At 73.9% G+C, this 23,166-nt stretch carries 16 protein-coding genes and 4 tRNA genes; 9 read left to right on the top strand and 11 right to left on the bottom strand.

Annotated features, from left to right (window positions below):
* Positions 1-11 precede the first annotated feature (11 nt).
* Both ABT345_RS12640 and ABT345_RS12635 read left to right on the top strand, forming a co-directional pair.
* The gene (locus tag ABT345_RS12640) at positions 12-2,507 is read left to right on the top strand and encodes an MFS transporter (protein WP_465270459.1); all 2,496 of its coding nucleotides are present in this window, start codon (positions 12-14) and stop codon (positions 2,505-2,507) included.
* Positions 2,508-2,689: 182 nt separating this feature from the next.
* Entirely contained in the window at positions 2,690-3,535 is an 846-nt protein-coding gene (locus tag ABT345_RS12635) for a YceI family protein (protein ID WP_345078358.1), read from the top strand.
* 155 nt (positions 3,536-3,690) lie between these two features.
* On the opposite strand, the gene ABT345_RS12630 is transcribed toward ABT345_RS12635, so the two are convergent.
* The 3 genes from ABT345_RS12630 to ABT345_RS12620 all read right to left on the bottom strand — a co-directional run bounded on the left by ABT345_RS12630 (position 3,691) and on the right by ABT345_RS12620 (position 7,557).
* Positions 3,691-4,467: a TetR/AcrR family transcriptional regulator gene (locus ABT345_RS12630; protein ID WP_345078361.1), complete on the bottom strand. Its 777-nt coding sequence runs from the start codon at positions 4,465-4,467 to the stop codon at positions 3,691-3,693.
* 58 nt (positions 4,468-4,525) lie between these two features.
* Positions 4,526-6,103 carry an MFS transporter gene (locus ABT345_RS12625; RefSeq protein WP_345078364.1) on the bottom strand — a complete coding sequence of 526 codons (1,578 nt, stop codon included), beginning with the start codon at positions 6,101-6,103 and terminating at the stop codon, positions 4,526-4,528.
* A gap of 635 nt (positions 6,104-6,738) precedes the next feature.
* On the bottom strand, positions 6,739-7,557 hold the full coding sequence (locus ABT345_RS12620) for a response regulator transcription factor (protein WP_386461009.1): 819 nt from the start codon (positions 7,555-7,557) through the stop codon (positions 6,739-6,741).
* Between the two features lie 875 nt (positions 7,558-8,432).
* On the opposite strand from ABT345_RS12620, the gene ABT345_RS12615 reads away from it, so the two are divergent.
* The gene (locus ABT345_RS12615) at positions 8,433-9,014 is read left to right on the top strand and encodes an NADPH-dependent FMN reductase (protein ID WP_345078370.1); all 582 of its coding nucleotides are present in this window, start codon (positions 8,433-8,435) and stop codon (positions 9,012-9,014) included.
* A 261-nt stretch (positions 9,015-9,275) separates the two neighbouring features.
* On the opposite strand, the gene ABT345_RS12610 is transcribed toward ABT345_RS12615, so the two are convergent.
* Positions 9,276-10,295, bottom strand: a complete 1,020-nt coding sequence (locus ABT345_RS12610) for a DUF2797 domain-containing protein (RefSeq protein WP_345078573.1) — start codon at positions 10,293-10,295, stop codon at positions 9,276-9,278.
* Positions 10,296-10,551: 256 nt separating this feature from the next.
* Entirely contained in the window at positions 10,552-11,721 is a 1,170-nt protein-coding gene (locus ABT345_RS12605; protein WP_345078576.1) for a GlxA family transcriptional regulator, read from the bottom strand.
* A 490-nt stretch (positions 11,722-12,211) separates the two neighbouring features.
* Between ABT345_RS12605 and ABT345_RS12600 the strand changes: the two genes are divergently transcribed.
* Positions 12,212-13,006 carry an NAD(P)H-dependent oxidoreductase gene (locus ABT345_RS12600; RefSeq protein WP_345078579.1) on the top strand — a complete coding sequence of 265 codons (795 nt, stop codon included), beginning with the start codon at positions 12,212-12,214 and terminating at the stop codon, positions 13,004-13,006.
* Between the two features lie 102 nt (positions 13,007-13,108).
* Here ABT345_RS12600 and ABT345_RS12595 read toward each other — a convergent pair.
* Positions 13,109-13,182: transfer RNA gene (locus ABT345_RS12595), tRNA-Met, on the bottom strand.
* Positions 13,183-13,362: 180 nt separating this feature from the next.
* On the opposite strand from ABT345_RS12595, the gene ABT345_RS12590 reads away from it, so the two are divergent.
* Both ABT345_RS12590 and ABT345_RS12585 read left to right on the top strand, forming a co-directional pair.
* On the top strand, positions 13,363-13,782 hold the full coding sequence (locus ABT345_RS12590; RefSeq protein ID WP_345078373.1) for a hypothetical protein: 420 nt from the start codon (positions 13,363-13,365) through the stop codon (positions 13,780-13,782).
* Positions 13,783-13,909: 127 nt separating this feature from the next.
* Positions 13,910-14,254: a hypothetical protein gene (locus ABT345_RS12585; protein WP_345078376.1), complete on the top strand. Its 345-nt coding sequence runs from the start codon at positions 13,910-13,912 to the stop codon at positions 14,252-14,254.
* A gap of 155 nt (positions 14,255-14,409) precedes the next feature.
* On the opposite strand, the gene ABT345_RS12580 is transcribed toward ABT345_RS12585, so the two are convergent.
* The 3 genes from ABT345_RS12580 to ABT345_RS12570 all read right to left on the bottom strand — a co-directional run bounded on the left by ABT345_RS12580 (position 14,410) and on the right by ABT345_RS12570 (position 15,278).
* Positions 14,410-14,482 (bottom strand) — tRNA-Arg (locus ABT345_RS12580).
* A gap of 286 nt (positions 14,483-14,768) precedes the next feature.
* Positions 14,769-14,841: transfer RNA gene (locus ABT345_RS12575), tRNA-Arg, on the bottom strand.
* Between the two features lie 346 nt (positions 14,842-15,187).
* Positions 15,188-15,278 (bottom strand) — tRNA-Ser (locus ABT345_RS12570).
* Between the two features lie 237 nt (positions 15,279-15,515).
* On the opposite strand from ABT345_RS12570, the gene ABT345_RS12565 reads away from it, so the two are divergent.
* Both ABT345_RS12565 and ABT345_RS12560 read left to right on the top strand, forming a co-directional pair.
* Positions 15,516-16,139, top strand: a complete 624-nt coding sequence (locus tag ABT345_RS12565; protein WP_345078379.1) for an SSI family serine proteinase inhibitor — start codon at positions 15,516-15,518, stop codon at positions 16,137-16,139.
* A gap of 204 nt (positions 16,140-16,343) precedes the next feature.
* Positions 16,344-20,312, top strand: a complete 3,969-nt coding sequence (locus ABT345_RS12560) for a PAS domain-containing protein (RefSeq protein ID WP_345078382.1) — start codon at positions 16,344-16,346, stop codon at positions 20,310-20,312.
* Positions 20,313-20,385: 73 nt separating this feature from the next.
* Here the strand turns inward: ABT345_RS12560 and ABT345_RS12555 are convergent, their stop codons facing one another.
* On the bottom strand, positions 20,386-22,032 hold the full coding sequence (locus ABT345_RS12555) for a long-chain fatty acid--CoA ligase (RefSeq protein ID WP_345078385.1): 1,647 nt from the start codon (positions 22,030-22,032) through the stop codon (positions 20,386-20,388).
* Positions 22,033-22,275: 243 nt separating this feature from the next.
* Here ABT345_RS12555 and ABT345_RS12550 point away from each other — a divergent pair, with 243 nt between their 5' ends.
* Complete coding sequence (locus tag ABT345_RS12550; RefSeq protein ID WP_345078388.1) at positions 22,276-22,461, top strand: DUF1737 domain-containing protein; 186 nt, start codon at positions 22,276-22,278, stop codon at positions 22,459-22,461.
* Positions 22,462-22,527: 66 nt separating this feature from the next.
* Here the strand turns inward: ABT345_RS12550 and ABT345_RS12545 are convergent, their stop codons facing one another.
* Positions 22,528-23,091 carry a TetR/AcrR family transcriptional regulator gene (locus ABT345_RS12545; protein WP_345078390.1) on the bottom strand — a complete coding sequence of 188 codons (564 nt, stop codon included), beginning with the start codon at positions 23,089-23,091 and terminating at the stop codon, positions 22,528-22,530.
* Positions 23,092-23,166: the final 75 nt, after the last annotated feature.

Raw genomic sequence — 23,166 nt, 5'->3', positions numbered from 1 at the left:
GACAGCCGCCCATGACGCACCGTCAGATCATGGAGGCACTCTCCGGGCTGCTGCTCGGAATGTTCGTCGCCATCCTGTCGTCGACCATCGTGTCGAACGCGCTCCCCGAGATCATCCACGACCTCGACGGCGGCCAGTCCGCCTACACCTGGGTCGTCACGGCGTCGCTGCTCGCGATGACCGCGACCACCCCGCTGTGGGGCAAGCTCTCCGACCTGTTCAGCAAGAAGCTGCTGGTCCAGGTCGCGCTGATCATCTACGTCGCGGGCTCGGTCGTCGCCGGTCTGTCGCAGAACGCCGGCATGCTGATCGCCTGCCGCGTCGTCCAGGGCATCGGCGTCGGCGGTCTCTCCGCCCTGGCGCAGATCGTCATGGCCGCGATGATCTCCCCGCGTGAGCGCGGGCGGTACAGCGGTTACCTCGGCGCCACCTTCGCCGTCGCCACCGTCGGCGGCCCGCTGCTCGGCGGCGTCATCACCGACACCAGCTGGATGGGCTGGCGCTGGTGCTTCTACGTCGGCGTGCCCTTCGCGGTGATCGCGCTGATCGTCCTGCAGAAGACCCTGAAGCTCCCCGTCGTCAAGCGCGAGGGCGTCAAGGTCGACTGGGCGGGCGCCTTCTTCATCAGCGCGGCGGTCTCGCTGCTGCTGGTGTGGGTGACGCTGGCCGGCGACAAGTACGACTGGATGTCGTGGCAGACCGCCGCGATGGTGGGCGGCTCCGTCGTCCTCGGCGCGATCTTCGTCCTCGTCGAGTCCAAGGCGAAGGAACCGATCATCCCGCTGCGGCTGTTCCGCAACAAGACGATCACCCTCGCCTCGCTGGCCTCGCTGTTCGTCGGTATCGCGATGTTCACCGGCACGGTCTTCTTCAGCCAGTACTTCCAGCTGGCGCGCGGCAAGTCGCCGACGATGTCCGGTGTGATGACGATCCCGATGATCGGCGGTCTGTTCATCTCCTCGACCGTCTCGGGCCAGATCATCACCAAGACCGGCAAGTGGAAGGCGTGGCTGGTCTCCGGCGGCGTCCTGGTCACCGCGGGTCTGGGCCTGCTGGGCACCATCCGCTACGACACCGCCTACTGGCACGTCGCGATCTTCATGGCCCTGATGGGCCTGGGCATCGGCATGATGATGCAGAACCTGGTGCTCTGCACGCAGAACCAGGTCGCCCCGCAGGACCTCGGCTCCGCCTCGTCCGTCGTCACCTTCTTCCGCTCCCTCGGCGGTGCGGTCGGCGTCTCGGCGCTCGGTGCCGTGATGGCCACCCGGGTTACCGACTACGTCAAGGACGGCCTGGCCGAGCTGGGCCCGAAGGCGGCCCAGGCGGCCCAGGGCGCCGGTGGCGGCGGCATCCCGGACCTTGACGCGCTCCCGGCCCCGATCCGTACCGTCATGGAGAGCGCCTACGGGCACGGCGTCGCCGACATCTTCCTGATCGCGGCCCCCTGCGCCCTGCTGGCCTTCCTGTTCACCCTGTTCATCAAGGAGGTCCCGTTGAAGACTCGCGGCGGACTGGACCAGAACGCGGACGGCGCGGAGCCGGCGGCCACCGAGGCCACCTCCCCCGCGGCCACCCCGGCCCCCGCGGCCGCAGCTGCCGCGCAGGAGCGGGAGCCCGCCCTGGTCGGCGCGGGTGCCCCCGCCGACGAGCACACGCCCACCTGGGCGCAGCCCGCCGCGGCACAGGCCACCCAGCCCCTGGCGGCGTTCGCGTCGGCCGGCGGCGGTGACGCCCCCGCCGGACCGTCGATCACCGGCTTCATCCGCAACCCCGAGGGCCACCCCGTGCCGCGCTCCGCGGTCACGCTGATCTCCCTCAGCGGCCGCCAGCTGGGCCGCGCCGCCGCCCAGGCGAACGGCGCCTACGAGCTGACCGCCCCCGGCGCCGGTTCGTACGTGCTGATCGCGGCGGCCGACGGGCACCAGCCGCAGGCCTCGACGGTGATCGTCGGCGACCAGCCGCTCGGCTACGACATCCTCCTCAGCGGCACCAGCGGCCTCGGCGGCCAGGTGCGCAGCGCGGTCACCGGGCAGCCGGTGGCGGGCGCGATGGTCGTCGTCACCGATGTCCGCGGCGAGGTGCTGGCCACCGGCACCACCTCCGCCGAGGGCTACTTCTCCTTCGACGACCTGGCTTCGGGCTCCTTCACCGTCGCGGTGAACGCCGCGGAGTTCCGCCCCACGGCCGTGCCGGTCGAGGTCGGCGGTCAGGGCACCACCCGCATCGAGGTCGAGCTGCTGTCCGGCGCGAAGGTGGAGGGTGTCGTGCGGGCCGGTTCCGCGCGGCGGCCGCTGCCGGACGCCCGCGTCACCCTGGTCGACGCGGCGGGCAACGTGGTGGCGACCTCCACCACCGGTGAGGACGGCGCGTACGCCTTCACCGACCTGGACGCCGGCGACTACACGGTCATCGCGAGCGGCTACCCGCCGGTCGCCAACGGCCTGCAGGTCGACGCCCGCGGGGTCGACGGCTACGACGTCGAACTCGCCCACCCCGGCGACTGACCCGGACCCCGGGCAGCTCGCCCGGGGGACGATGAACCCCGGACCGCGGCGCGCTTTTTGAGCGGAGACGCGCCCCGGACCGGACCCCAGGGCTCCGGCAGCGGTGCTGCGCACAGGCAGGGGACGGCCTGCAGGCCGCTGCCGGAGCCCGATTACGTACCAGGCAAGAAACGGGAGTGGGAATGACTTCGACGGGCGCGGGACCTGCGGGCGTACGGGCGCAGGTCCGCACACGCGACGGCTGGGCGGTGCAGCACGCCGTGCTGACCGTCACCGACATGACCGGTGCGCAGATGCTGCGCGCCACGGCCGACGAGGACGGCGTCATCCGCAGCACCGACCCGCTGCGGCCCGGTCCGTACACGGTGATCGTGACGGCCGTCGGCTACGCGCCGGTCGCCTCCAGCGCGATCGTGACGGCGAGCGGCCGGATGGACGTCGGCAACGTCGTGCTGGCACGGCAGGGCGGCACGGAGCTGCCGCCGCCCGGCACCTGGACGATCGACCCGATGCACTCGACGGTCGCGGCGACCGCGCAGCACCTGGGCATCACCAGCGTGCACGGCCGGTTCACCGAGTTCAGCGGGCGCATAGAGATCGCCGAGGACCTGGAGAAGTCCGGGGTCGAGGCGGTCATCGCGGCGACGTCGATCGACACCGGCAACGGCATGCGCGACGGCCACCTGCGCTCCGACGACTTCCTGAACGTCGCGGAGTTCCCGGAGATCACCTACCGCAGCACCGGCCTGGAGCCGGCCGGCCCGGACCGCTGGACGGTCCACGGCGATCTGTCGCTGCACGGCGTCGTCCGCCCGGTCGACCTGAGCCTGAGCTACCTCGGCACCGGCCCCGACCCGTGGGGCGGCGTGCGGGCGGCGTTCAGCGCCACCGCGGAGCTGCGCCGCGAGGACTTCAAGATGAACTACAACCAGGTCGTGGCCGCCGGCATCGCGGCGATCGGCACGACCCTGCGGGTCCAGCTCGACATCCAGGCGGTGCAGGGCGACTCGCTGCCGATGGCGGGCTGAGCAGGGCCGTCGGACGGCGGCCGGGCGAGCGGCGCGGCGGCGGGACGAACGGCGTACGGGACCGGGCCGGGCGCGGGCACCTTGGGGGGTGCCTGCGCCCGGCCCGGTTGCGTGGTGCGGGTGAGCCCCGGCCCCCTGCCGGTCAGCTCCGCGGGTCAGCTCCCCGTGCCCCGGCCCCGGTCCCGTAGCGTCTCGATGCCCGCGATCTGCAGGTCGAGGGCGAGGGTGAACTCCCGGTCGAGCATCTCGACGACGCCGTGGCCCTGGCGGGCGTAGCCGGCGCGGGCGGACAGCTCGCGGGTCTCCGCGTACTCGGGCCGGTCCGCCATGGCCGCGCTGACCTGCGCGAAGTACGCGTCGAGAGAGATCCCGGCGGTCCGGCAGCGGGCCTCGTGCAGGGCGCGGATCGTCGCGAAGCCGTAGACGAAGTGGAAGACCGTGGCGAGGGCGCCGGAGGCCCGTACGGGATCGAGCCCGCTGGCGCCCATCACCCGCAGCGTGGCGTTGGAGAAGGCCAGCGAACGGGGGCCGATGTTGAGGTACTCGCCGAGCAGCCGCGCCACCCACGGATGGCGCAGCAGCATGTCGCGGTAGGCGGTGGCGAGCGCCCGCAGCTGATCGCGCCAGTCCGTGCCGCCGTCCTCGTCGGGCAGCCGCATCTCGCCGGCGACCGCGTCCATGGCCAGCTCCAGCAGATCGTCCTTGGTGTCGACGTACCAGTAGACCGACATCGCGGTGACGCCCAGCTCGGCGGCGAGGCGGCGCATCGAGAACTTCGCCAGACCGTCGGCGTCCAGCAGCCGGACGGTCGCCCCGACGATCTTGTCGAGGTCGAGCCCGTCCGGCTGGTCCGCCTTCCGCTTGAGCGGCCCGCGCCCGGCCAGCCAGACGCTCTTCGGCCGCCCTCCGGCGCCCTCTCCTGCCGCTGCCATGACGCCTCTCCCCTCGCGCTTCGCCTCCCGCCGAGCGGGACGTGCTCCGCTTTCGATGCTATTCCGCCGCGGCGGGCACCTCGTCTGCCGCCGGCGGTCCCGACGGCTCCCCGGACGACCGCTCGGCCCGCCGCAGCAGGACGGCGGCGAGCAGCCCGCCGAGGAACACCGCGACGGCGCCCGCGAGTTGACCGGTGCGGATACCGGCGGCGAACGCGTCGTGCACCACGGTGCGTTCGGCCGCCGAGCCGGTCCGCGCGAGCGCCGCGGCCAGCGAACCGGCCCCGGCGGCGGCCACCGGCAGCAACGCCTGGAAACGCGCGGTGAGCACCGCGCCGAGCACCGCGACGCCCAGCCCCTGGCCGAACTCCATCAGCGTGCCGTTGACTCCGGCGCCGACACCAGCCTTGGCCGGCGGGATGGCCGACATGATCGCGTTGGCCATGGCCGGCATGGCGAGCGCGACGCCGGCACCCATCACGATCAGCCCGGCGAGCATCCCGCCGTAGCCGGAACCGCCGAGCGTGGCGATGAGGGCGAGGCCCCCGGCCAGCAGCGACATCCCGGAGACAATCATTCCGGGGGTGCCGAGGCGAGGCAGCAACCGGGCGCCGAACCCGGTGAAGTTGATCAGTACGACGGTGACGGCGAGCGGCGCCATCCGCAGCCCCGCCTCCAACGGTTCGTAGCCGAGGACGAGTTGCAGGTGCTGGGTGAGCAGGAACATCGAGCCGCCCATGCCGAAGGCGACGAGGATGCCGCCGGAGACGGCGCCGATGAACCGGCGGTTGCGGAAGAAGTGCATGTCCAGCATCGGATGCGGGGTGTGCAGCTCCCAGAGCGCGAAGAGCGCGAGACCGGCGAACCCGATGGCCGCGGAGATCAGCACCTTGCCGGAGAGCCAGCCGTCGACCGGCCCGGAGATGATCGCGAAGACCACCCCGACCATGCCGATCATCGACAGCACCGCACCGAGCGGATCGGGCTTCTCGGCACCCGGACTCCTCGACTCCGGCACGAGGGCGATCACCGCACAGAGCGCGAGGACCGCGACCGGCAGGTTGACCAGGAAGAGCGAGCCCCACCAGAAGTGGTCGAGCAGCACCCCGCCGATGAGCGGACCGGCGGCGAACCCGAGGGAGCTGACGGAGCTCCAGATGCCGATGGCCTTGGGCCGCTCCGCGTCGTCGAAGATCTGCATGACGACCGCGAGCGTGGTGGTGACCAGCAGCGCACCGCCGACGCCCATCCCGGCGCGGGCGGCGATCAGCATCCCGGGCGAGGTCGCCAGGGCCGCGCCGAGCGAGGCGAGCCCGAACAGCGCCAACCCGATGGCCAGCATCTTCTTCCGCCCGTAGCGGTCGGCGGAGTTCCCGGCGGTGAGCAGCAGCCCGGACTGGACGAGCGAGTACGCGTTGATCATCCACTGGACGTCGGCGGTGCTGGCCCCCAGATCCACGGTGAGGGAGGGGATCGCGACGCTGAGGACGGTGTTGTCGAGGATGACGGTCAGCTGCGCGAGACAGATGACCCCGAGGACCAGCCAGCGCGTGGCGGCACGACCGGGAGCCGCGGGCGGACCGGAGGACGGGGCGGACGACGGCGAGGGCGCGGCGTCAGGGGCGGAAGGGGGCATGTGCGGCTCCCGGGAAAACTGGTGAGCGGAAAGGGACATGCCGCCCGGAACCCGTGGCGCTGCGGATGCGCTCCCCGGACCGGCACCCGGACCGCCGGTGGGACCCGAACTGCCCGGCGCCGGTGAAGCGGTGCGGTCGCCCGGCACGGAACTACGGACACCGGACACCAAGGTGGGCACGGAGCCCGCGGCGGCGTCGTAGAGCGTACGAGGGCAAGCTATACGCTGTACAACACATTTCCGTGAGCCGACGCGAAAACCCCCGGCCGGATTCACGCGAAACCGACCGGGGAAGCCCGTTTCACGTGAAACGGGGGGCCTGTGGGGGGAGTTCGGGGGCGTTGGGCTCTGGCGGGGGAGTTCGAAAGCGTTGAGTTCTGCGGGGGCCTGCGGCCTGGGCTTTGGGGGCTGGGGCTCAGACCTCGGCGTCGGGCCTGGGTTTGGGCCACGAGGGTCGGGGCTCGGGTGTCCGGGGATGGTCAGCAGGGCAGGGACCGCATCCGTATGCGCGCCCGTATCCGTACTCGGGCCGCATCCGTATCTGGCTCGCGCCCGGACTCGCGTCCCCGCCCGGACTCGCGTCCCCGCCCGGACTCGCGTCCATCTCCGCGCCTGCGTCTACGTCTACGTCCGCCTCAGCCCGCCGCCTTGATCAGATATCCCGCGCCGCGCCGGGTGTGGATCATCGGCTCCCGGCCGGCGTCGATCTTCCGTCGCAAATAGGAGATGTACAGCTCGACGACGTTGGCCTGTCCCCCGAAGTCGTAGCTCCAGACCCGGTCCAGGATCTGCGTCTTGCTCAGCACCCGCCGCGGGTTCCGCATCAGATACCGCAGCAGCTCGAACTCGGTGGCCGTCAGCCGGATGTCGTCCTCGCCCCGCCTCACCTCGCGGCTGTCCTCGTCCAGCGTCAGATCGCCGACCGTCAGTACCGAGGCGCTCTTCGCCGCCGCGGCCCCCGCCCGGCGCAGCAGCCCCCGCAGCCGGGCCACCACCTCTTCCAGGCTGAACGGTTTGGTGACGTAGTCGTCGCCGCCCGCGGTCAGCCCGGCGATCCGGTCCTCGACGGAGTCCTTGGCCGTCAGGAACAGCACGGGAACGTCGGGCAGTTCGCGCCGCAGCCGGGCCAGCACCGCCAGGCCGTCCATGTCCGGCAGCATCACATCGAGCAGCACCGCATCCGGCCGCCACTGCCGGGCGCAGCGCAGCGCACCGGCGCCGTCGCCCTCGGCCCGGATGTCCCAGCCCTCGTAGCGGAGCGCCAGCGACAGCAGATCGGCGAGCGAGGACTCGTCGTCCACCACCAGCACCCGAACCGGGCTCCCGTCGGCCCGCCGCAGCCCCGGCTCCCCACCGGGCGCCCGGGCCTCCCCGCCGCCCCCCACGGCGGACCGGTACGGCCGGGCACCCGAAGGCCCCGCGGATACAGCGGACGGCGATGAAGTCACGGTCATGCCCCGAACGTGCCCCTCCCCCGTGAGAGCCCCCTTTCCCCTTTCTGTGAATCCCCTGAGAATCCCCCTCAACGTCTCACCCGGCCGAGCCCCGACACCCCTCGGCGGCACTCCTCGGCGGTTGGCCTCGACGGTTGGCCTCGCCCCTTGGCCTCAGCACGCGGCCTCACCACTCGGCCTTGGCGCCAGGCCCCCGCGCCCATCCCCAGCGCTCGGCTGCCAAAGGTGCCGCTCCCACCATCTCGCTGCCTCACCGCCCCCAGCGCCGTCACGACCTGCGCATCAGGTACCCCATGCCTCCTCCCCCCGTCCTCGTCCCCGCCCCCCGCACAGCGCCCGATTCGGCCGACGCTTCGTCCGCTGAATCACCGCCCTCGCTCCTGCACCCGTTCCGCTCCCCCCTTCTGCCCACGGTGTCCGTTGCCCGTCCCACCCTCGCGGCGCCCGCCGGCCCTCCCGGCTCAGGCCCGTCACGACCTGTGCGCCGCTCCCGCCCCCTGCCCCAACCTGGACGTCGCCCTCTCTCCGCACCCCCACTCACCAACTCCCCCGCCACCAACAAGCCGGCCACGACCGAGCTGGGCCGCCCCCCGCACGGCCCATCCCGATCACTGCAACCCACCATCTCACCCCCCACTGACAATCGCCCTGACCTGCAACAATGCGACTGACGCCACGTCCTGACACCCCGTCCGTACCGTGGCACGTCCGAACCGTGGCCCGTCCGCGCCGTGGCCCCTCCGCCGGCTCCCGCTCGTCCGCCCCCGAGCGCCCGATCACCGGCCTCCCCCGGCCGGCGGGCCCCTTGGCCATCAGAAGCTCGGCCCCGGGCATCCGGCCGCACCGCCGCCCAACTCCCCGCGTACGGTCGCCCCATGAGACTCGTCGCCCTGTCCGGCAGCCTGCGTGCCCGCTCCTCGAACGGCGCCGTGCTGCGTTCCGCGCTGGCCTTCTTCGACGGACCGGCCACCACCGCCGACATCGCCGCCCTGCCGCACTTCAACCCCGATCTGGACGGCGAGGGCGCGACGCCGCCCCCGTCCGTCGCCGCCCTCCGCACCACCGTCGCCGCCGCCGACGCGCTGCTCATCGTCAGCCCCGAGTACGCCCACGGCATCCCGGGCGCCCTCAAGAACGCGCTCGACTGGCTGGTCAGCAGCGGCGAATGCGTGGACAAGCCCGTTGCCGTGATCACCGCGTCGCCGTCCCCCGCCGGCGGCGATCACGCCAACGCGCAACTACGGGAAGTCCTGCGCATGATGACGGGCCGTGTCGTCACGGGCGCCTGCCGCGAAATCCCCGCCATCAGCACGAAGATCGACCCCACCGCCGAGCGCGTCGCCGACGAGGCAACCCTCAACGAGCTACGCACCGCCCTCCACGCCCTCACGGCAGCGGCGACAGCAGCAGCGACGTATGGGACAGCCGCAACGGTGCCCACGGCACCGACCACCTGACCACCCACCCCAAACACCGGGCAGTGAGCAGTGAGCACCGGGCGCTGGGCACCGCCCACCGCCCACCGGGCACCACCCCAGGCCAACCCCACGCCGAATCCGCCGGACTCTCCCCCACGCACCCCAGACTCGGCCCCGTCCCCCTCCCCGGAGCCGCCCGCTCCCGGATGCCCGAGCCGCCGCCTCACCCAACGCGCCCGCACGCCCCCGCCGTCCCCATCCCGAACTTCCCCGGACGCACCCGAGAAAGGGCCCCCAACCTCAGAACAACCCCTCCTGCCCGCCCTCCCCCTCCGCTCCACCACGACGCGCCCCTCTCCCGTACGGGGCCTCCCGTACGGGCACCGTCGTCACTCCACCCCGCGCAGCCCCCAACACCCACCCGGACAACAACCGCGCATCAAGCACCGCCACCACCTCGCCAACCCCGTCCATCCCACCGGAACGCACCGGCCCCCCACCGGCCCCAGCCGCCCCGGACGCGGGCGGCGCAGAGGGCACCGCGCCCCCGGGAAACACCGGGGACGCCGGGGACGCCGAGGCCCCCGGGGACACCGCAGAAACCCCACTCACCCGAATCCGCACATACACATCCGCCCCGACCCCCGTCAGGACCTCCCCCACCACTTCCGCGTCCGCCGTCATCGCGCCCAGCTCGGCGGCGTCCGCCGGAATGCGGTCCAGCCCGAACAGCTCGGTGTGATCGCCGAACGCGAAGCCCACCGGCTCCAGCGTCTCCGGCCATCCGGGCAACCCCCGCGCCCGCGCATGGAGTTCCGCCAGCTCTGCGCGCCGCTCCGCCACCGCGGGCAACGCGCCCCGCGCCGCCCGCTTGGCCTCCTTGGCGAACCGGTCCGGCACCGCGAGCGCGCTCCCCAGCACCGCCTCCGCCCGCCGCGCCGCCATCAGGGGCCCGCGCCCCAGCCAGGCGTACGCCACCGCCCCCTGCTCCACCAGCCGCGCCGCCCCGCGCTCGGCCGCCGTGATCCCGACCTTCACCAGACCGGGCCCGAAGTACGCGAGATAGACGCCGTACGGACGCGGATCATCGGCCATGGTGTCCGCCGCGACCGACCGCGAACGGTCCAGCCGGGCACACGCCTCGCACTGATCCCGGGCAGCCGTCCCCGTGATCACCGCCTCGTACGGGCAGACGATCCGCCGCCCACCACGCCGCACCCCCAGGCACCGCCGCTCCCCCACCACGGAGAACGCCAGTCTCTTGCCCGCGGGCAGCGCGCTGACCCGCTCCGCGCCCCGCTCGGCGCAGTACCCCCCCAGCCCCTGCCGAAACCTCCGCTCCCCTCCTGCTTCCCCCTCCAACGACCACCGCGGACCCGTACATCGCCACACCCCGCAAGCGTACGACCACCCACTGACATCGCCCCGGCCCACGAACCCGCCCGGCCACCCAACCCACCGAGCCGGCACCGGCACCCGGCCGGCTCCGGCACCCGTCCGTCCCCGGGGCCGGAAGCCCGCCCCACCTCCCCGCGCCCCCGGGCAAGCCACCCCACCGGCCCAGGCCCGAACGCCTTCACACCCCCCGGAACGTCCGCCGGTACTCCCGCGGCGACACCCCCAACACCGCCTGCACATGGGCCCGCAGCGACGCCGCCGTCCCGAACCCGGCCTCGGTCGCGATCCGTTCCACCGTCAGATCCGTCTCCTCCAGCAGCTCCCGGGCGCGTTCGACCCGTTGGCGGGTCAGCCAGTGGAGCGGCGAGACGCCCATCTCCTCCCGGAACCGCCGCGTGAACGTCCGGACGCTCATCGCCTCGCACTCCGCCAGCTCGCGCAGCGTCACCGGACGGTCGAGATGCTCCAGCGCCCAGGTGCGGGCGGCCACCGTCGACGAGATCCGCGGGGCGGGCACGGGCCGCCGGATGTACTGGGCCTGCCCGCCCTCCCGGTACGGCGGGACGACCGTCCGCCGCGCCACGTCGCCCGCGACCGCGGCCCCGTGATCGCACCGGACCATGTGCAGACAGAGGTCGATCCCCGAGGCGACCCCGGCGGCGGTCAGCACCCCGCGATCCTCCGTGTAGAGCACGTCGGGCTCCAGCTGCACCCCGGGGAAGAGCCGCCGGAAGTCGTCCACCGACTTCCAGTGCGTCGTCGCCCGCCGCCCGTCCAGCAACCCCGCCGCCGCCAACACGAAGGAACCCGTACAGATCGACGCCACCCGCGTCCCCGCCCGCATCCGCCGCAACGCCCGCACCATCGCGCCCCGCTCCGCCGCCAACCGCCCGGCCGTCTCCCCCGGTGCGCCGACCCCCGAATCCGCCCCCGCAGCTCCGCCCGCCGCCGCAGCAAGCTCCCCACCTGCACCGACGGCCGTCTCCACCGCCGAAGACGCCCCCGGCGTGCCTGGCGCACCCGGCGCCCCGGCGCTCCCGTCGGCGCGCTCCCCCACACCGCGCGCCGCCCCCGAACCGTCCGCACACCCCTCGGCACGCGCCTCGCCCGGCGCCGCCCCGCGGCCCCCGCCGCCGTCCGCGTAGTCCGCCGCGGACGCCGGTACGACCACGGTGTCCGCCGCCGCCAGCGCCTCCGGTCCGTGGGCGACGTTCACGGTGAAGTCCGCGTCCGTCCGCACCTCCCCGGGCACCGGCGCGCACGTCACCACCTCGTAGAGCGGCTCCCCCGCCTCCGACCGCGCCTCGCCGAAAATCCGGTGGACGATGCCGACCTCGATCGGCAGCATCCCGTCCCGCACCAGCACCGCCACCCGGTGCCGCGCCCCGCCGCCCACGAACGGCCCCGCCCCGCCCGCATCACTCACCACAACCGCCGCCTCTCCACCGCACACACCCCACAAAGCCCAAGCCCCTCACCCCACCCCGGATCACCCGCCACACATCCCAACCCCGCACGCCCGCGCCCCCATCCCGCCGCGCGCCATGCCCCTCCCCTGAACCCGCACCCGTACGCCCCCCGGCGCACACCACCGAACGCACGCCCCCATCACCGCCCCGGAACAGCCCGCAACCACCCCGCCGCCCTGGCCCGATCCTCACGCATCACGACCATCCGGCCACTCGTCCCACCGGGCCCCCGCCCCCGACAGTTGCCCCATGACCACAGAGCCCACCTCCGGCGCCACCAGCCCCACCAGCTCCGATAGCGCAGCCACGGCAACGGCCGGAACCGCAACCGGCACCGAAGCCGCCCCCGCCACCGCGCCCTCCCGCCCCATGAAGGTCCTCTGGGTCTCCGCCCACCCCGACCCCCGCTCCCTGAACGCCTCCCTCCAGGCGGACGGGCTGCGCGCCCTCGACGCGTACGGCCATGAGGCCCGCGTCTCCGATCTGCGCGCCATGAAGTGGAACCCGGTCGTCGACGCGGCCGACTACGCCCACGACCCGGCCGACCGCCTCCACGTCGGCCGGGCCTCCCAACGCGCCCTCCACGACGGGACGTTGAGCCCCGACATCCGCGCCGAACAGCAGAAGATCGCCTGGGCGGACACCCTGATCGTGCAGTTCCCCCTGTGGTGGTACGGGATGCCGGCGCAGCTCAAGGGCTGGTTCGACCGGGTCTTCGTCAACGGCTTCGCCTTCGGCCTCACCGACCCGGCCACCGGCCGCCCCCACCGCTACGGCGACGGCCCGCTGGCCGGAAAACGCGCCATGGTCGTCGTCACCGCGGGAGCCCGCGCCGCCACCCTCGGGCCGCGCGGCGTCAACGGAGACCTCAACGACCTCCTCTTCCCCCTCCAGCACGGCACCCTCTGGTACACCGGCATGACCGTCGTCCCGCCGCTGCTCATCCCCGGCGCGGACCGCATCACCCCGGACACCTACGCCACCGCCGCCGACCGGCTGCGCGCACGCCTCCGCACCCTCCCCACCACGCCGCCCCTCGCCTTCCGGCACCAGAACTCCGGCGACTACGACGACGAGCTGCTCCTGCGCCCCCACCTGGCGGCCCCACGCCACCACGGACCCGCCGCCCACTACACAACCCCACCGGCACCGATCGCCCCATGAGCCCGATCGCGGGCGCGTACCCGACGCACCCCCGCATCCGACGCATCCCACGCAAAAAAGCCGTAGGCCCGGTGGACGAATCCACCGGGCCTACGGCGTCAGTAGCGGGGACAGGATTTGAACCTGCGACCTCTGGGTTATGAGCCCAGCGAGCTACCGAGCTGCTCCACCCCGCGTCGGTGAACAAAACAGTACGCGAAGTCCGCACCAATGCCTAATCCTTTCCCCAGCCGACCCCCGAACCCCTCGCTCTCCCCTCCACCCCAGAGCCACGAACCCGCACTCGCCGCCCCCGCAAGCCCCGCCCCGAGCCCCGCCGCACCTCCCGGCCCACCGCCCCCACCCCCAGGAGCCCCGTGCCCCCGCACAGCCACCCCGCCGCCGACCCCGTCCCCCACTACGTCCGCTTCCAGGGCGCCACCCGTAACGACCACGGCCACTTCCCCGGCGTCTTCGCCCTGGTCAACAACCTCGCCCGGGAGGGCCTCCTCACCCCGGCCCAGGAACGCTTCCGCCGCGCCGCCAACGACTGGTACGACACCCACTTCACCAACCCCGCCGACGTCGACCCCACCGTCTACGACCGCACCCGCCATCCGGGCGCCGCCGCCTGGTTCAAGTCCACGTCCCCGCACCTGATCACCCGCGTCGACGGCTACCTGGCCGTCCTCCGCGCCCACCGCATCCCCTGCCACCGCCTCCACTCCCGCGCCCCCGGCCACGTCGTCTACGAGGACCCGGACCAGATCGTGGTGGTGCCCCGACGGCCGGCCTGAGCGCCATCGTGGCGCCACCGACCGCCCCAGCCGTCGCCCAAGACCCGGCGCCTGAGTACGCGCCCCCGCCCCGCCTGAGTACCCGCCACGATGCGCGGGGCGACGCACGCACCCCAAGGTGGCCGCCATGACCACACCTGGCCCCGACCTCGCCACCCCCACGACGCCCGACCCCTTCGCGCCGTCCACGCCGGCGGTACGCGTCTTCGCCGGGATCGGCCTCCTGCTGCTCGTCCTCGCCTTCGGGGCGTTCGTCGTCATCGCGCTCCGGCAGGCGTACACCGGGGACGGCGCGAGCGGCCCGCTGGTGAGCCTGGCCCCGTGGTCCCTGGCCCTCTCCGCCGTCACGGGGCTGGCGGCGCTCTGCCTTCCGAACGCCGCGATGAGCCACACCGTCCGCAGCCGGACCGTCGCCCTGCAATACGGGCTGGCGCTCGCCGGGCCCGTACTGGCCGCGATCGACTTCGCGTAGCGGAAGAAACACCGGGCCTCGCGAATACCTCGCGCCTCCCGTAAGGAAAACCGGGCACCCTCCGCCGGCTCCGGCCGAACGACCCGACGTCCGCCACCGCCGGCCACGCAAAAGCCGGAGGCCCGTCGATCTCTCGACGGGCCTCCGGCGTGCGGTGCGCTCGGCAGGATTCGAACCTGCAACCTTCTGATCCGTAGTCAGATGCTCTATCCGTTAAGCTACGAGCGCCCGGCTTTCCGGCATATTTTCCTGCCGGTCGGCGTTGCGCGGACAACATTACATGAACCGCGCCGCAACACCGCTCCCCGCGCTGCTCAGCGCCGCGGAAAGCCCCGTGCGCCGACATCGCCGCCCCGCTCCACGCCGTCCCGCCTCCGGTCCACCACGAGACGTCGGAGATCGATCGCGCACTCGGCACGGCATCCGGGAGTGCGGAAAAGCCGGCCACGGCCGCCGCGACCCGTACAAACACCGAAGACCCCGTCGATCTCTCGACGGGGTCTTCGGCCTGCTGTGCGCTCGGCAGGATTCGAACCTGCAACCTTCTGATCCGTAGTCAGATGCTCTATCCGTTAAGCTACGAGCGCTCGGCTTTCCGGCACATTTTCTTGCCGGTCGGCGTTGCGGGAACAACATTACATGAAGCGCGCCGCGACACGAAATCCATTGCCCATACCGCCGCTGACCTGCGAGAACGCACCCGAGGGCGGCAGGCCGGGCCGGAGCGGCGACGAAGATCGACGCCGGGTTTCCCGCACAGATCCTGCCGCCGATCCCGCCGCCGCGCGCGTCCGTGATCAGCGCCCGCGGCGGGTGCGGATGATCGTTCGCCGCGCTTACGGCCCGGCCCGGGAATCCCGCCGGCGGAAATTCCGGTACGTAAAACGCCTCCGGGCCCCTTCCCGCTGAGGAAAGAGGCCCGGAGGTCGGAAGCGGAGGCGGAGGGATTTGAACCCTCGATGGGGGGTAAGCCCCAAACCGCATTAGCAGTGCGGCGCCATAGACCGGACTAGGCGACGCCTCCACACGCACCGGCGCGTGAGCGCCGCGGCGTGACCAGATGATGGCACAGCCCTGGGGGCTGTCACCAATCGCCCCCTACGGTACCCGGCGGGTGAGCCGTCGGGCAAAGACGTTCCTGCCGCGAAACGTCGGGGCGCAAGGCGCGTTAGTGGGGGTGGGGCCGGGTGCGGCGTGGCCGCGGGGTGCCCCGGTGGGTGCGTGCCCGCGTGCCCGTTCCGCTCTCTCGTCTGGAGCCGTGATGCCGTATCTCCGGAAGTCCCTGCTGACCGCCGTCGCCCCGGTGGTGGCCGCCGCGGCGGCGCTGGCGCTGGCCGCGCCCGCCGCCTCGGGCGCGCCGATCCCGCTGCCGCTGCCCGGGGAGCGCGCCGCGGCGCCGAACCCCACCGGTCCGGCCGGGGTCCTCGACCGTACGGGCCTGCGGCCGCCCACCGGGCACCGCCACCTCCGGGGCGTCGCCGGGCTGCCGGGGCCGGTCACGCGTACGGAGGGCGGGAACACCGAGGGCACCGACCGCGGGGGGCGGCTGCGGCCGGCCGATCATCTGACGGTGACGGTGACGCGGTCCGGGGCGGCAGGGGTCGACGGGCGCTACGAGCTGTTCTGCCACCCCGACGGCGGGAACCACTTCGACGCGGCGGGGGCGTGCGCGCGGCTGGACCGGATGACGCGGTGGGGGCAGGACACGTTCGCGGCGGTTCCGCGGGCGGCGAAGTGCACGATGATGTACGGCGGTCCGATCACCGCGCAGGTCTCCGGCTACTGGGCCGGGCGGCCGGTGAAGACCGAGTTCCGGCGGACCAACGGGTGCGAGATCGCCCGCTGGGACCGGTTCGAGCCGCTGCTCCCGACGACCGGTTCATGACGCGATGCCCGAGCCCTTTCGTGGCGGAGTGGGCGGGCAGGTCAGGACGCGGGGCACATGTCGGGCGTGCGGCGAGTCGCACCCGACCGGGGCGTCACCTGCCCCTCATCCGCCTCGGCGTCCACGGCAACTGCCCGTAGACTCCCTTCCAGCGGCCCGCCCAGCCGGGCCGGCACTGTGCGGTAACAGGGAGGAAGCGTCGTCGTGAGCAGCAGGCCATCCCGAGGCGCTGCTCGCCTCGCAGCCATACTGGACGCCCTTCCTGACGCCTTGTTGCTCGTCAACTGCAACGGCACGGTCGTCAACGCCAACACCATCGCCCTGGAGACGTTCGAGGCGCCCGGTACCGCCCTGGTGGGGCGCGGGCTGCTCGACCTCCTGCCGTCGTTCGACTCCAAGCGCATCCCCGGCTCCATGCGGCGGCACGACGCCGAGGCCGAGGGCGGGCGGACGAAGCCGACGCGGATGGTGGCGCGCCGGACCGACGGCACCGAGCTGCTCGTCGAGGTGACCAGCGCGAATCTGGAGGACGGGCGTACCCCGTACGAGTCGGCCTTCGAGGCGGCGTACGCGGATCACCGCAACGGCTACACCGGCAACGAACTGCTGATGCTGGTGGTGCGGGATCTGACGGGGACGCTGGACACCGAGACGGAGCTGGCGCGGCAGCAGCGGCAGACGGAGATGATCCTGCGGGCCGCGGCCGAGGGCGTCGTGGGCGTGGACGCGGACGGCAAGGTCGTCCTCGTCAATCCGTCGGCGGCGCAGATCCTCGGCTACCGGGCGAGCGAGCTGGGCGGCAAGGAGCTGCATCCGCTGATGCATCACTCCCGGGCGGACGGTTCGCCGTTGCCGTGGGAGGAGACGCCGCTGGCGGACACCCTGCGGTCCGGGCGCAAGCACCGGGTGCGCGGGCAGGCGCTGTGGGCGAAGGACGGCAAGTCGGTCTCGGTCGACCTGACGACGGCACCGGTGCGCGACGGCGATCAGCTGGTCGGCGCGGTGATGACGTTCACCGACCGGCGGCCGTACGACGCGCTGGCGGCGCGCCACACGCAGCTGCTGGCGGTGCTGGAGCAGGCGCTGCGCGGGCCGTTGGAGGAGTTGACCGGGGAGCTGCGGACGCTGGCGTCCGATCCGGCGGGGCAGCTGTGGCCGGAGGCCAACCAGATCCTGCACCACCTCGCGGCCGGGCACGCGCGGATGACGACGCTGGTCGACAACGTTCTCAGCTATCAGCGGCTGGACGCCGGGGCGGAGAAGCTGCGGCGCAAGAAGGTGAAGCTGGACGGCGTGGTGGCGGCCGGCGTGGAGGGCGCGGTCGACCTGATCGGGCCGGGCCGGGCGCAGTTCGCGGTGCACGCGCCGCCGATCGAGGCGACGGTCGACGCGGAGCGGGTGGCGCAGGCGCTGTCGCATCTGATCGCGGATGTGGCCGGTGTCGACTCGACGGGCCGGATGCCGGCCGCGGATGCGGCGGGTCCGGGCGCGGGCGGCCGGGGTCCGCAGGATTCGACGATCGTGGTGGCCGCGGCGCGGCGCGGCGATGTGGTCCGCATCGAGGTGCGCGGCCCGTACGCCGGTGGCGATCCGGTGCACGCGCCGATCGCGCGGGGCATCGTGCGGCAGCACGGCGGGCTGATGCAGACCCACAAGGTGCCGGGCGGCCAGAGCGCGGGCGGCAGTGCGTGGGTGCTGGAGCTGCCGGTGGCGGCGGACGGCACGGTGCCCGCGGGCGGCAGCCGGGCGCATCAGGCGCAGGGCGACGGGACGACGGTGATGCCGGTCCCGGCACAGCGGGCGCGTGGCACGGAGCAGTCCGGTACGGACGGTTCGGGGGTGTCCGGCGGTTCGGACGGTGCCGGGCGCGCGGCCGGCGACGGCGCGGCGGACGGCGGCCTCGGGCGGCCGGGCGACGGCACGGACGCCGGTGACGGTTCCGGGCGGCGGCGGGCGCCGCAGCCGGAGGGTGCGCCGGGCGCGTTGCCGGCGCTGCCCGGTGGTGCGGGGACGGGCGCGGCGCAGCTGACGCCGGTCGGGCATCCGGGGCAGGCGCAGCAGGCGCCGCCGCAGGGCATCGCGCAGCCGGGTTCCGGGCGGCGGGCGCGCCGGGCGCTGGCGGAGGCGCCGGAGCGCGCCGGTCAGCAGGCGCCGGGCGGCGCGCGGTCGCCGTTCGCGCTGCCGCCGGCCGCGGCCGATCAGGCGCCGGGCGCGGCGTCCGCGGGCGCTTCGGGTTCCGCGCTGCCGGCGCTGCCCGCGGTCGCCGGGCAGTCGTCCGCGCAGGCCGAGGGCACCGGGCGGCGCCGGGCGCGGCGTCCGGTGGCGAACGGTCCGGCGCAGCCCGCGGAGGCCCCGGCGGGTCCGCCCGGGCTGGAGCCGGCGGTCAATCCCGGTGTTCCGCAGGGCGAGTGGCAGGACGAGCCGACCGGTCGGCGGCGGGCCCGGCGGGCCGCGGCCGAGGAGCGGGCGGCGGCCGCGATGGCGGACTCCGAGACGTCCGGGATGTTCGTGGCGGGCCCCGAGGGGCTGGTGGCGCAGTCCGGCGACGAGGAGGCCGAGGGCGCGGGTGCGGCGCCGGGCGCGCAGCAGCCGGGCGCCGCGGAGCAGCAGGGGCCGCAGCCGGTGCGTCCGGGCGGCAAGCACGGGCAGCACGGGCGTCCCGAGGAGTCCGGGCCGCAGCAGCCGGTCCGCCCGGATGTGCCGCAGCAGCGCCCGGCCCACGGCGGGCCCGTTCCGCCGCAGGGCACGGGCCCCGTTCCGCCGCAGGGCGCCGGGCAGCCCGTTCCGCCGCAGGGCGCCGGCCGGCCGGTGCCGCCGCAGGCTCCGGGGCAGCCGGTGCCGCCGCAGGGCGCGCCGCAGCCGGTGCCGCCGCAGGGTGCCGGGCAGCCCGTACCTCCGCAGGGTGCGCCGGTGCCGCCCGCCGAGCCGACGCGGGCGGTGCACGGCAGCGCGCCCGGGGCGGTGCCGGCCGACGGGGAGGCGCCTGCGCCGACCGGGCGGCGGCGCGGCCGGCCCAGCCCCGCGGAGGCGGAGGCGGAGCCGCGGCCGGAGGAGGACGGCGGTCCCGGGCCGGGGCAGTCGCACGGCCGGGCGTTCAGCGTCCGCACGCTCGGGCAGGGCGTGCCGTTCGCGCAGCAGCTCGCCGATCCGCAGGCGCAGGGTCCGGCCGGGGGCACGCCGCCCGGCGGTACCCCGGCCGCCGGTTCCGGTCGTCGCCGTAAGCTCGCCGCGCCGCAGGAGGGCGCGCGCGGGGAGGCGGGCGCCGGGCGCCGGCCGGCCGCGCCGTCCGGGCAGGGCGCGCCGCAGCCGCATCTGCTGGACGCGAGCGAGGGCCGGGCGTTCGCGGTCTCCGCGCCGGACGAGGGCAGCGAGGGGCCGGAGCCGCTGGACGGGCCGAACGGCGCCGTGGAGGTGCTCGGTCCGCAGCAGCCGCCGATGGACGACGAGTTGCCGCCGGAGCCGCTGGACAATCCGCGGCGGCTGCTGGTGTGGCCGGCGCCCGACGTCTCCACGCAGCAGGCGCTCAGCGACCGCGGCTACCGCCCGGTGATCGTCAACTCCCGCGAGGAGGTCGACGCGCAGATCGCGGCGTATCCGGCCGCGCTCTTCGTCGATCCGCTGACCGGGCCGATCACCCGTACCGCGCTGCAGTCGCTGCGTCAGGCGGCGGGTGCGGCGGAGGTTCCGGTGCTGGTCACGGCCGGTCTGGGGCAGGCGACGCGGGAGGCGGCGTACGGCGCCGACCCGGCGGTGCTGCTGAAGGCGCTGGCGCCGCGGGACAGTGAGCAGCATCCGCCGCGGGTGTTGCTGATCGAGCAGAACGACGCCGTCGCCGGGGCGCTCACCGCGTCGCTGGAGCGGCGCGGGATGCAGGTGGCGCGGGCCGCGGCGGACAGCGACGCGGTCGCGGTGGCGCATCAGGTGCGGCCGAACCTCGTGGTGATGGACCTGATGCAGGTGCGTCGCCGGCGGGCCGGGATCGTCGACTGGCTGCGGGCGAACGGTCTGCTGAACCACACCCCGCTGGTCGTCTACACCTCCGTCGATCTCGATCCGGCGCAGCTGCCGAGCCTGGCGAAGGGCGAGACGGTGCTGTTCCTCGCGGAGCGCTCGACCAGCGCCGAGGTGCAGGCGCGGATCGTCGATCTGCTGGCGAAGATCGGGACGCATTAGCCCTTGGCAGCGCTGCGCGCGGAGCCCCCGTAGGTGAGATCCCTGCGGGGGCTCCGGTGCGTGGGTGTCCGGCTCAGCCCAGGTGGGTGACGTCCAGCTCGCCGTCGGCGTACCGCTGCCGCAGCAGCTTCTTGTCGAACTTGCCGACGCTGGTCTTCGGGACGGACGCGATCCGCGCCCAGCGCTCGGGCAGCTGCCAGCGGGCGATGCGCTCGGCGAGGAAGGCGCGCAGCTCGTCGTGGCCGGTGGTGGCGCCGTCGGCGAGGACGACGGTGGCGAGCGGGCGCTCGCCCCACTTGTCGTCCGGTACGGCGATCACCGCGGCTTCGGCGACGTCCGGGTGGGCCATGAGGTGGTTCTCCAGCTCCAGGGAGGAGATCCATTCGCCGCCGGACTTGATGACGTCCTTGGCGCGGTCGGTGAGGGTGAGGTAGCCGTCGGGGGTGATGGTGCCGACGTCGCCGGTGCGCAGCCAGCCGTCGGGGCTGAACTTGTCGTCGGGGCGCTGCGGGTCGCCGTCCGCGCCGCCGTAGTAGGCGCCGGCGATCCACGGGCCGCGGACCTCCAGCTCACCGGCGGAGGCGCCGTCCCAGGGCAGCCGCGCGCCGTCCGGGCCGATCAGCCGCGCCTCGACGGAGGCGGGGAAGCGGCCCTGGGTGGTGCGGTAGCGCCACTCCTCGTCGCCGGTGACGCCGGCGGGCGGGTGGGCGACGGTGCCGAGCGGGGAGGTCTCCGTCATGCCCCAGGCGTGGACGACGCGGATGCCGTGCCGCTCCTCGAAGCCGCGCATCAGGGCGGGCGGGCAGGCGGAGCCGCCGATGATGACGGTCCGCAGACAGGCCACGTCGCGGCCGTGGGCGTCGAGTTCGGCGAGCAGGCCCTGCCAGATGGTGGGGACGGCGGCGCCGATGGTGGGCCGCAGCTTCTCGATCATCTCGGCGAGCGGTGCGGGCTGCAGGAAGCGGTCCGGCATCAGCAGCGACGCCCCGGCCATGAAGGCGGCGTGCGGCATGCCCCAGGCGCTGACGTGGAACATCGGGACGACGGGCAGCGCCAGGTCACCGGAGCCGAGCGCGAAGGCCTCGGTGGTGTTGACCTGGAGGCAGTGCAGGTAGAGCGAGCGGTGGCTGTAGAGGACGCCCTTGGGGTCGCCGGTGGTGCCGGAGGTGTAGCAGAGGATGGCGGCCTCGCGCTCGTCCAGCTCGGGCCAGTCGTAGTGCTCCGGGTGGCCGGCGAGGAATTCCTCGTAGTCGTGGACGGTGGGGCGGATGCCGTCCAGGACGCTGCGGTCGCCGGGTCCGGTGACGACGAGGTGCTCCAGGAGCGGCAGTTGGGGCAGCAGGGGTGCGAGCAGCGGCAGCAGGCTGCCGTTGACGAGCAGGACGCGGTCCTCGGCGTGGTTGGCGATCCACACCAACTGCTCGGGGGCGAGCCGGAGGTTGAGGGTGTGCAGCACCGCGCCCATGGACGGGACGGCGAGGTACGCCTCCAGGTGCTCGGCGTTGTTCCAAAGAAGCGTCGCGACACGGTCCTCGCGCTCGACGCCGAGGCCGCGCAGCGCGTGCGCGAGCCGCGCGGCCCGCGCGCCGACCTCGGCGAAGCTCCGGCGGTGCGGCTCACCGCCGGTCCAGGTGATGACCTGCGACGATCCGTGGACGGTCGAACCGTGCTCCAGGATTCGCGAGACCGTGAGCGGTACGTCCTGCATCGTGCTGAACACCGGGTGCCTCCGCGTGGTACGGGCGCTGCTGCGGGCGCTTGTTACGGGCGAGTAGTGACGCTCGCAGCGATTCTCGGTGCGTACCAGGCGGTATGTCACGCGTTTGGGGGTGTTCTTCGGGGCACATGGCCGGATGGGGCCGGGGCGGCCCGGCCCGGCGGTGGCCCGCCGCCCTCCTCCGGGAGCCTCACCGCCCCCCGAGAGGTTGGCCGGCGGCCGGGCGCATCTGGGATTCTTCTCCTCATGAGCGCACCACCGGACGGCCTGCCCGTCTACCGGGTCCTGACCGGGCCGGACGACGCCACGTTCTGCCGACGCGTGAGCGAAGCCCTGGCCCTGGGCTACGAGCTGCACGAAGGCCCCGCCGTCACCTTCAATGGTGAGCGCGTCATCGTCGCCCAGGCGCTGGTCTGGCCGGTGCGGCAGTAGGGCCGCCCGCGCCGCCGTGCGGGGCCGGCACGGAGCCGGGCCGGCCGCCGAGCCCGTTGCCGCCGGTCAGGCCCCTTCGTCCGCCTTCAGCGCGTCGGCCAGGGCGAGCACGCCCGCGGTGAGCTGCGCGCCGGTGGGGGCCCGCTCGGGGTCGACCATCCACTGCACCAGCAGGCCGTTGAGCAGCGTGACGATGACGGCCCCGGCGTCCGCGTCGCCCTTCGGGCCGAGCAGACCGGCCAGTTCGCCCCGCGCCCGGTGCTGGCCCTCCGCCATCGGCGCGCGCACCTCGGGCGAGTGCAGCGCCTGCGCCAGCGCCTCGATGTTGGCCGCCCACAGCGCCCGGTCGGTGCCGAACGAGCCGACCAGCTCGGCCCAGAACTTCTCCAATCGGGCCCGTGCGCCGTCCGCCTCGCCGTCGGCCGGGGCGGCGAGCAGCTCCCGCATCGCCTCGCCCACCGACTCGACCATGGCCAGGTTCAACAACGCGTCCCTGGACCGGAAGTGGTAGTTGATCGCGGCGAGGTTGGCGCCGGAGGCGGCGACGATGTCGCGCACCGTGGTGCGGGCGTAGCCGCGCTCGGCCAGGCACTGCTTGGCCGCCTGCAGGAGGTCGTCTCGTGTCCCCATGCCCCGACTTTACCAAGATCACTGACGTACGTTTCAAACGAATGACTCATACCCATGTTTGAAACGTGTGTATGT

This window comes from Streptomyces sp. NPDC000404 (genome assembly GCF_040300365.1).
In the GTDB taxonomy this organism is placed as follows: domain Bacteria; phylum Actinomycetota; class Actinomycetes; order Streptomycetales; family Streptomycetaceae; genus Streptomyces; species Streptomyces ramulosus.
The sequence above is the reverse complement of the archived record's forward strand: the minus strand, read 5'-3'. Positions and strand labels throughout refer to the sequence as shown.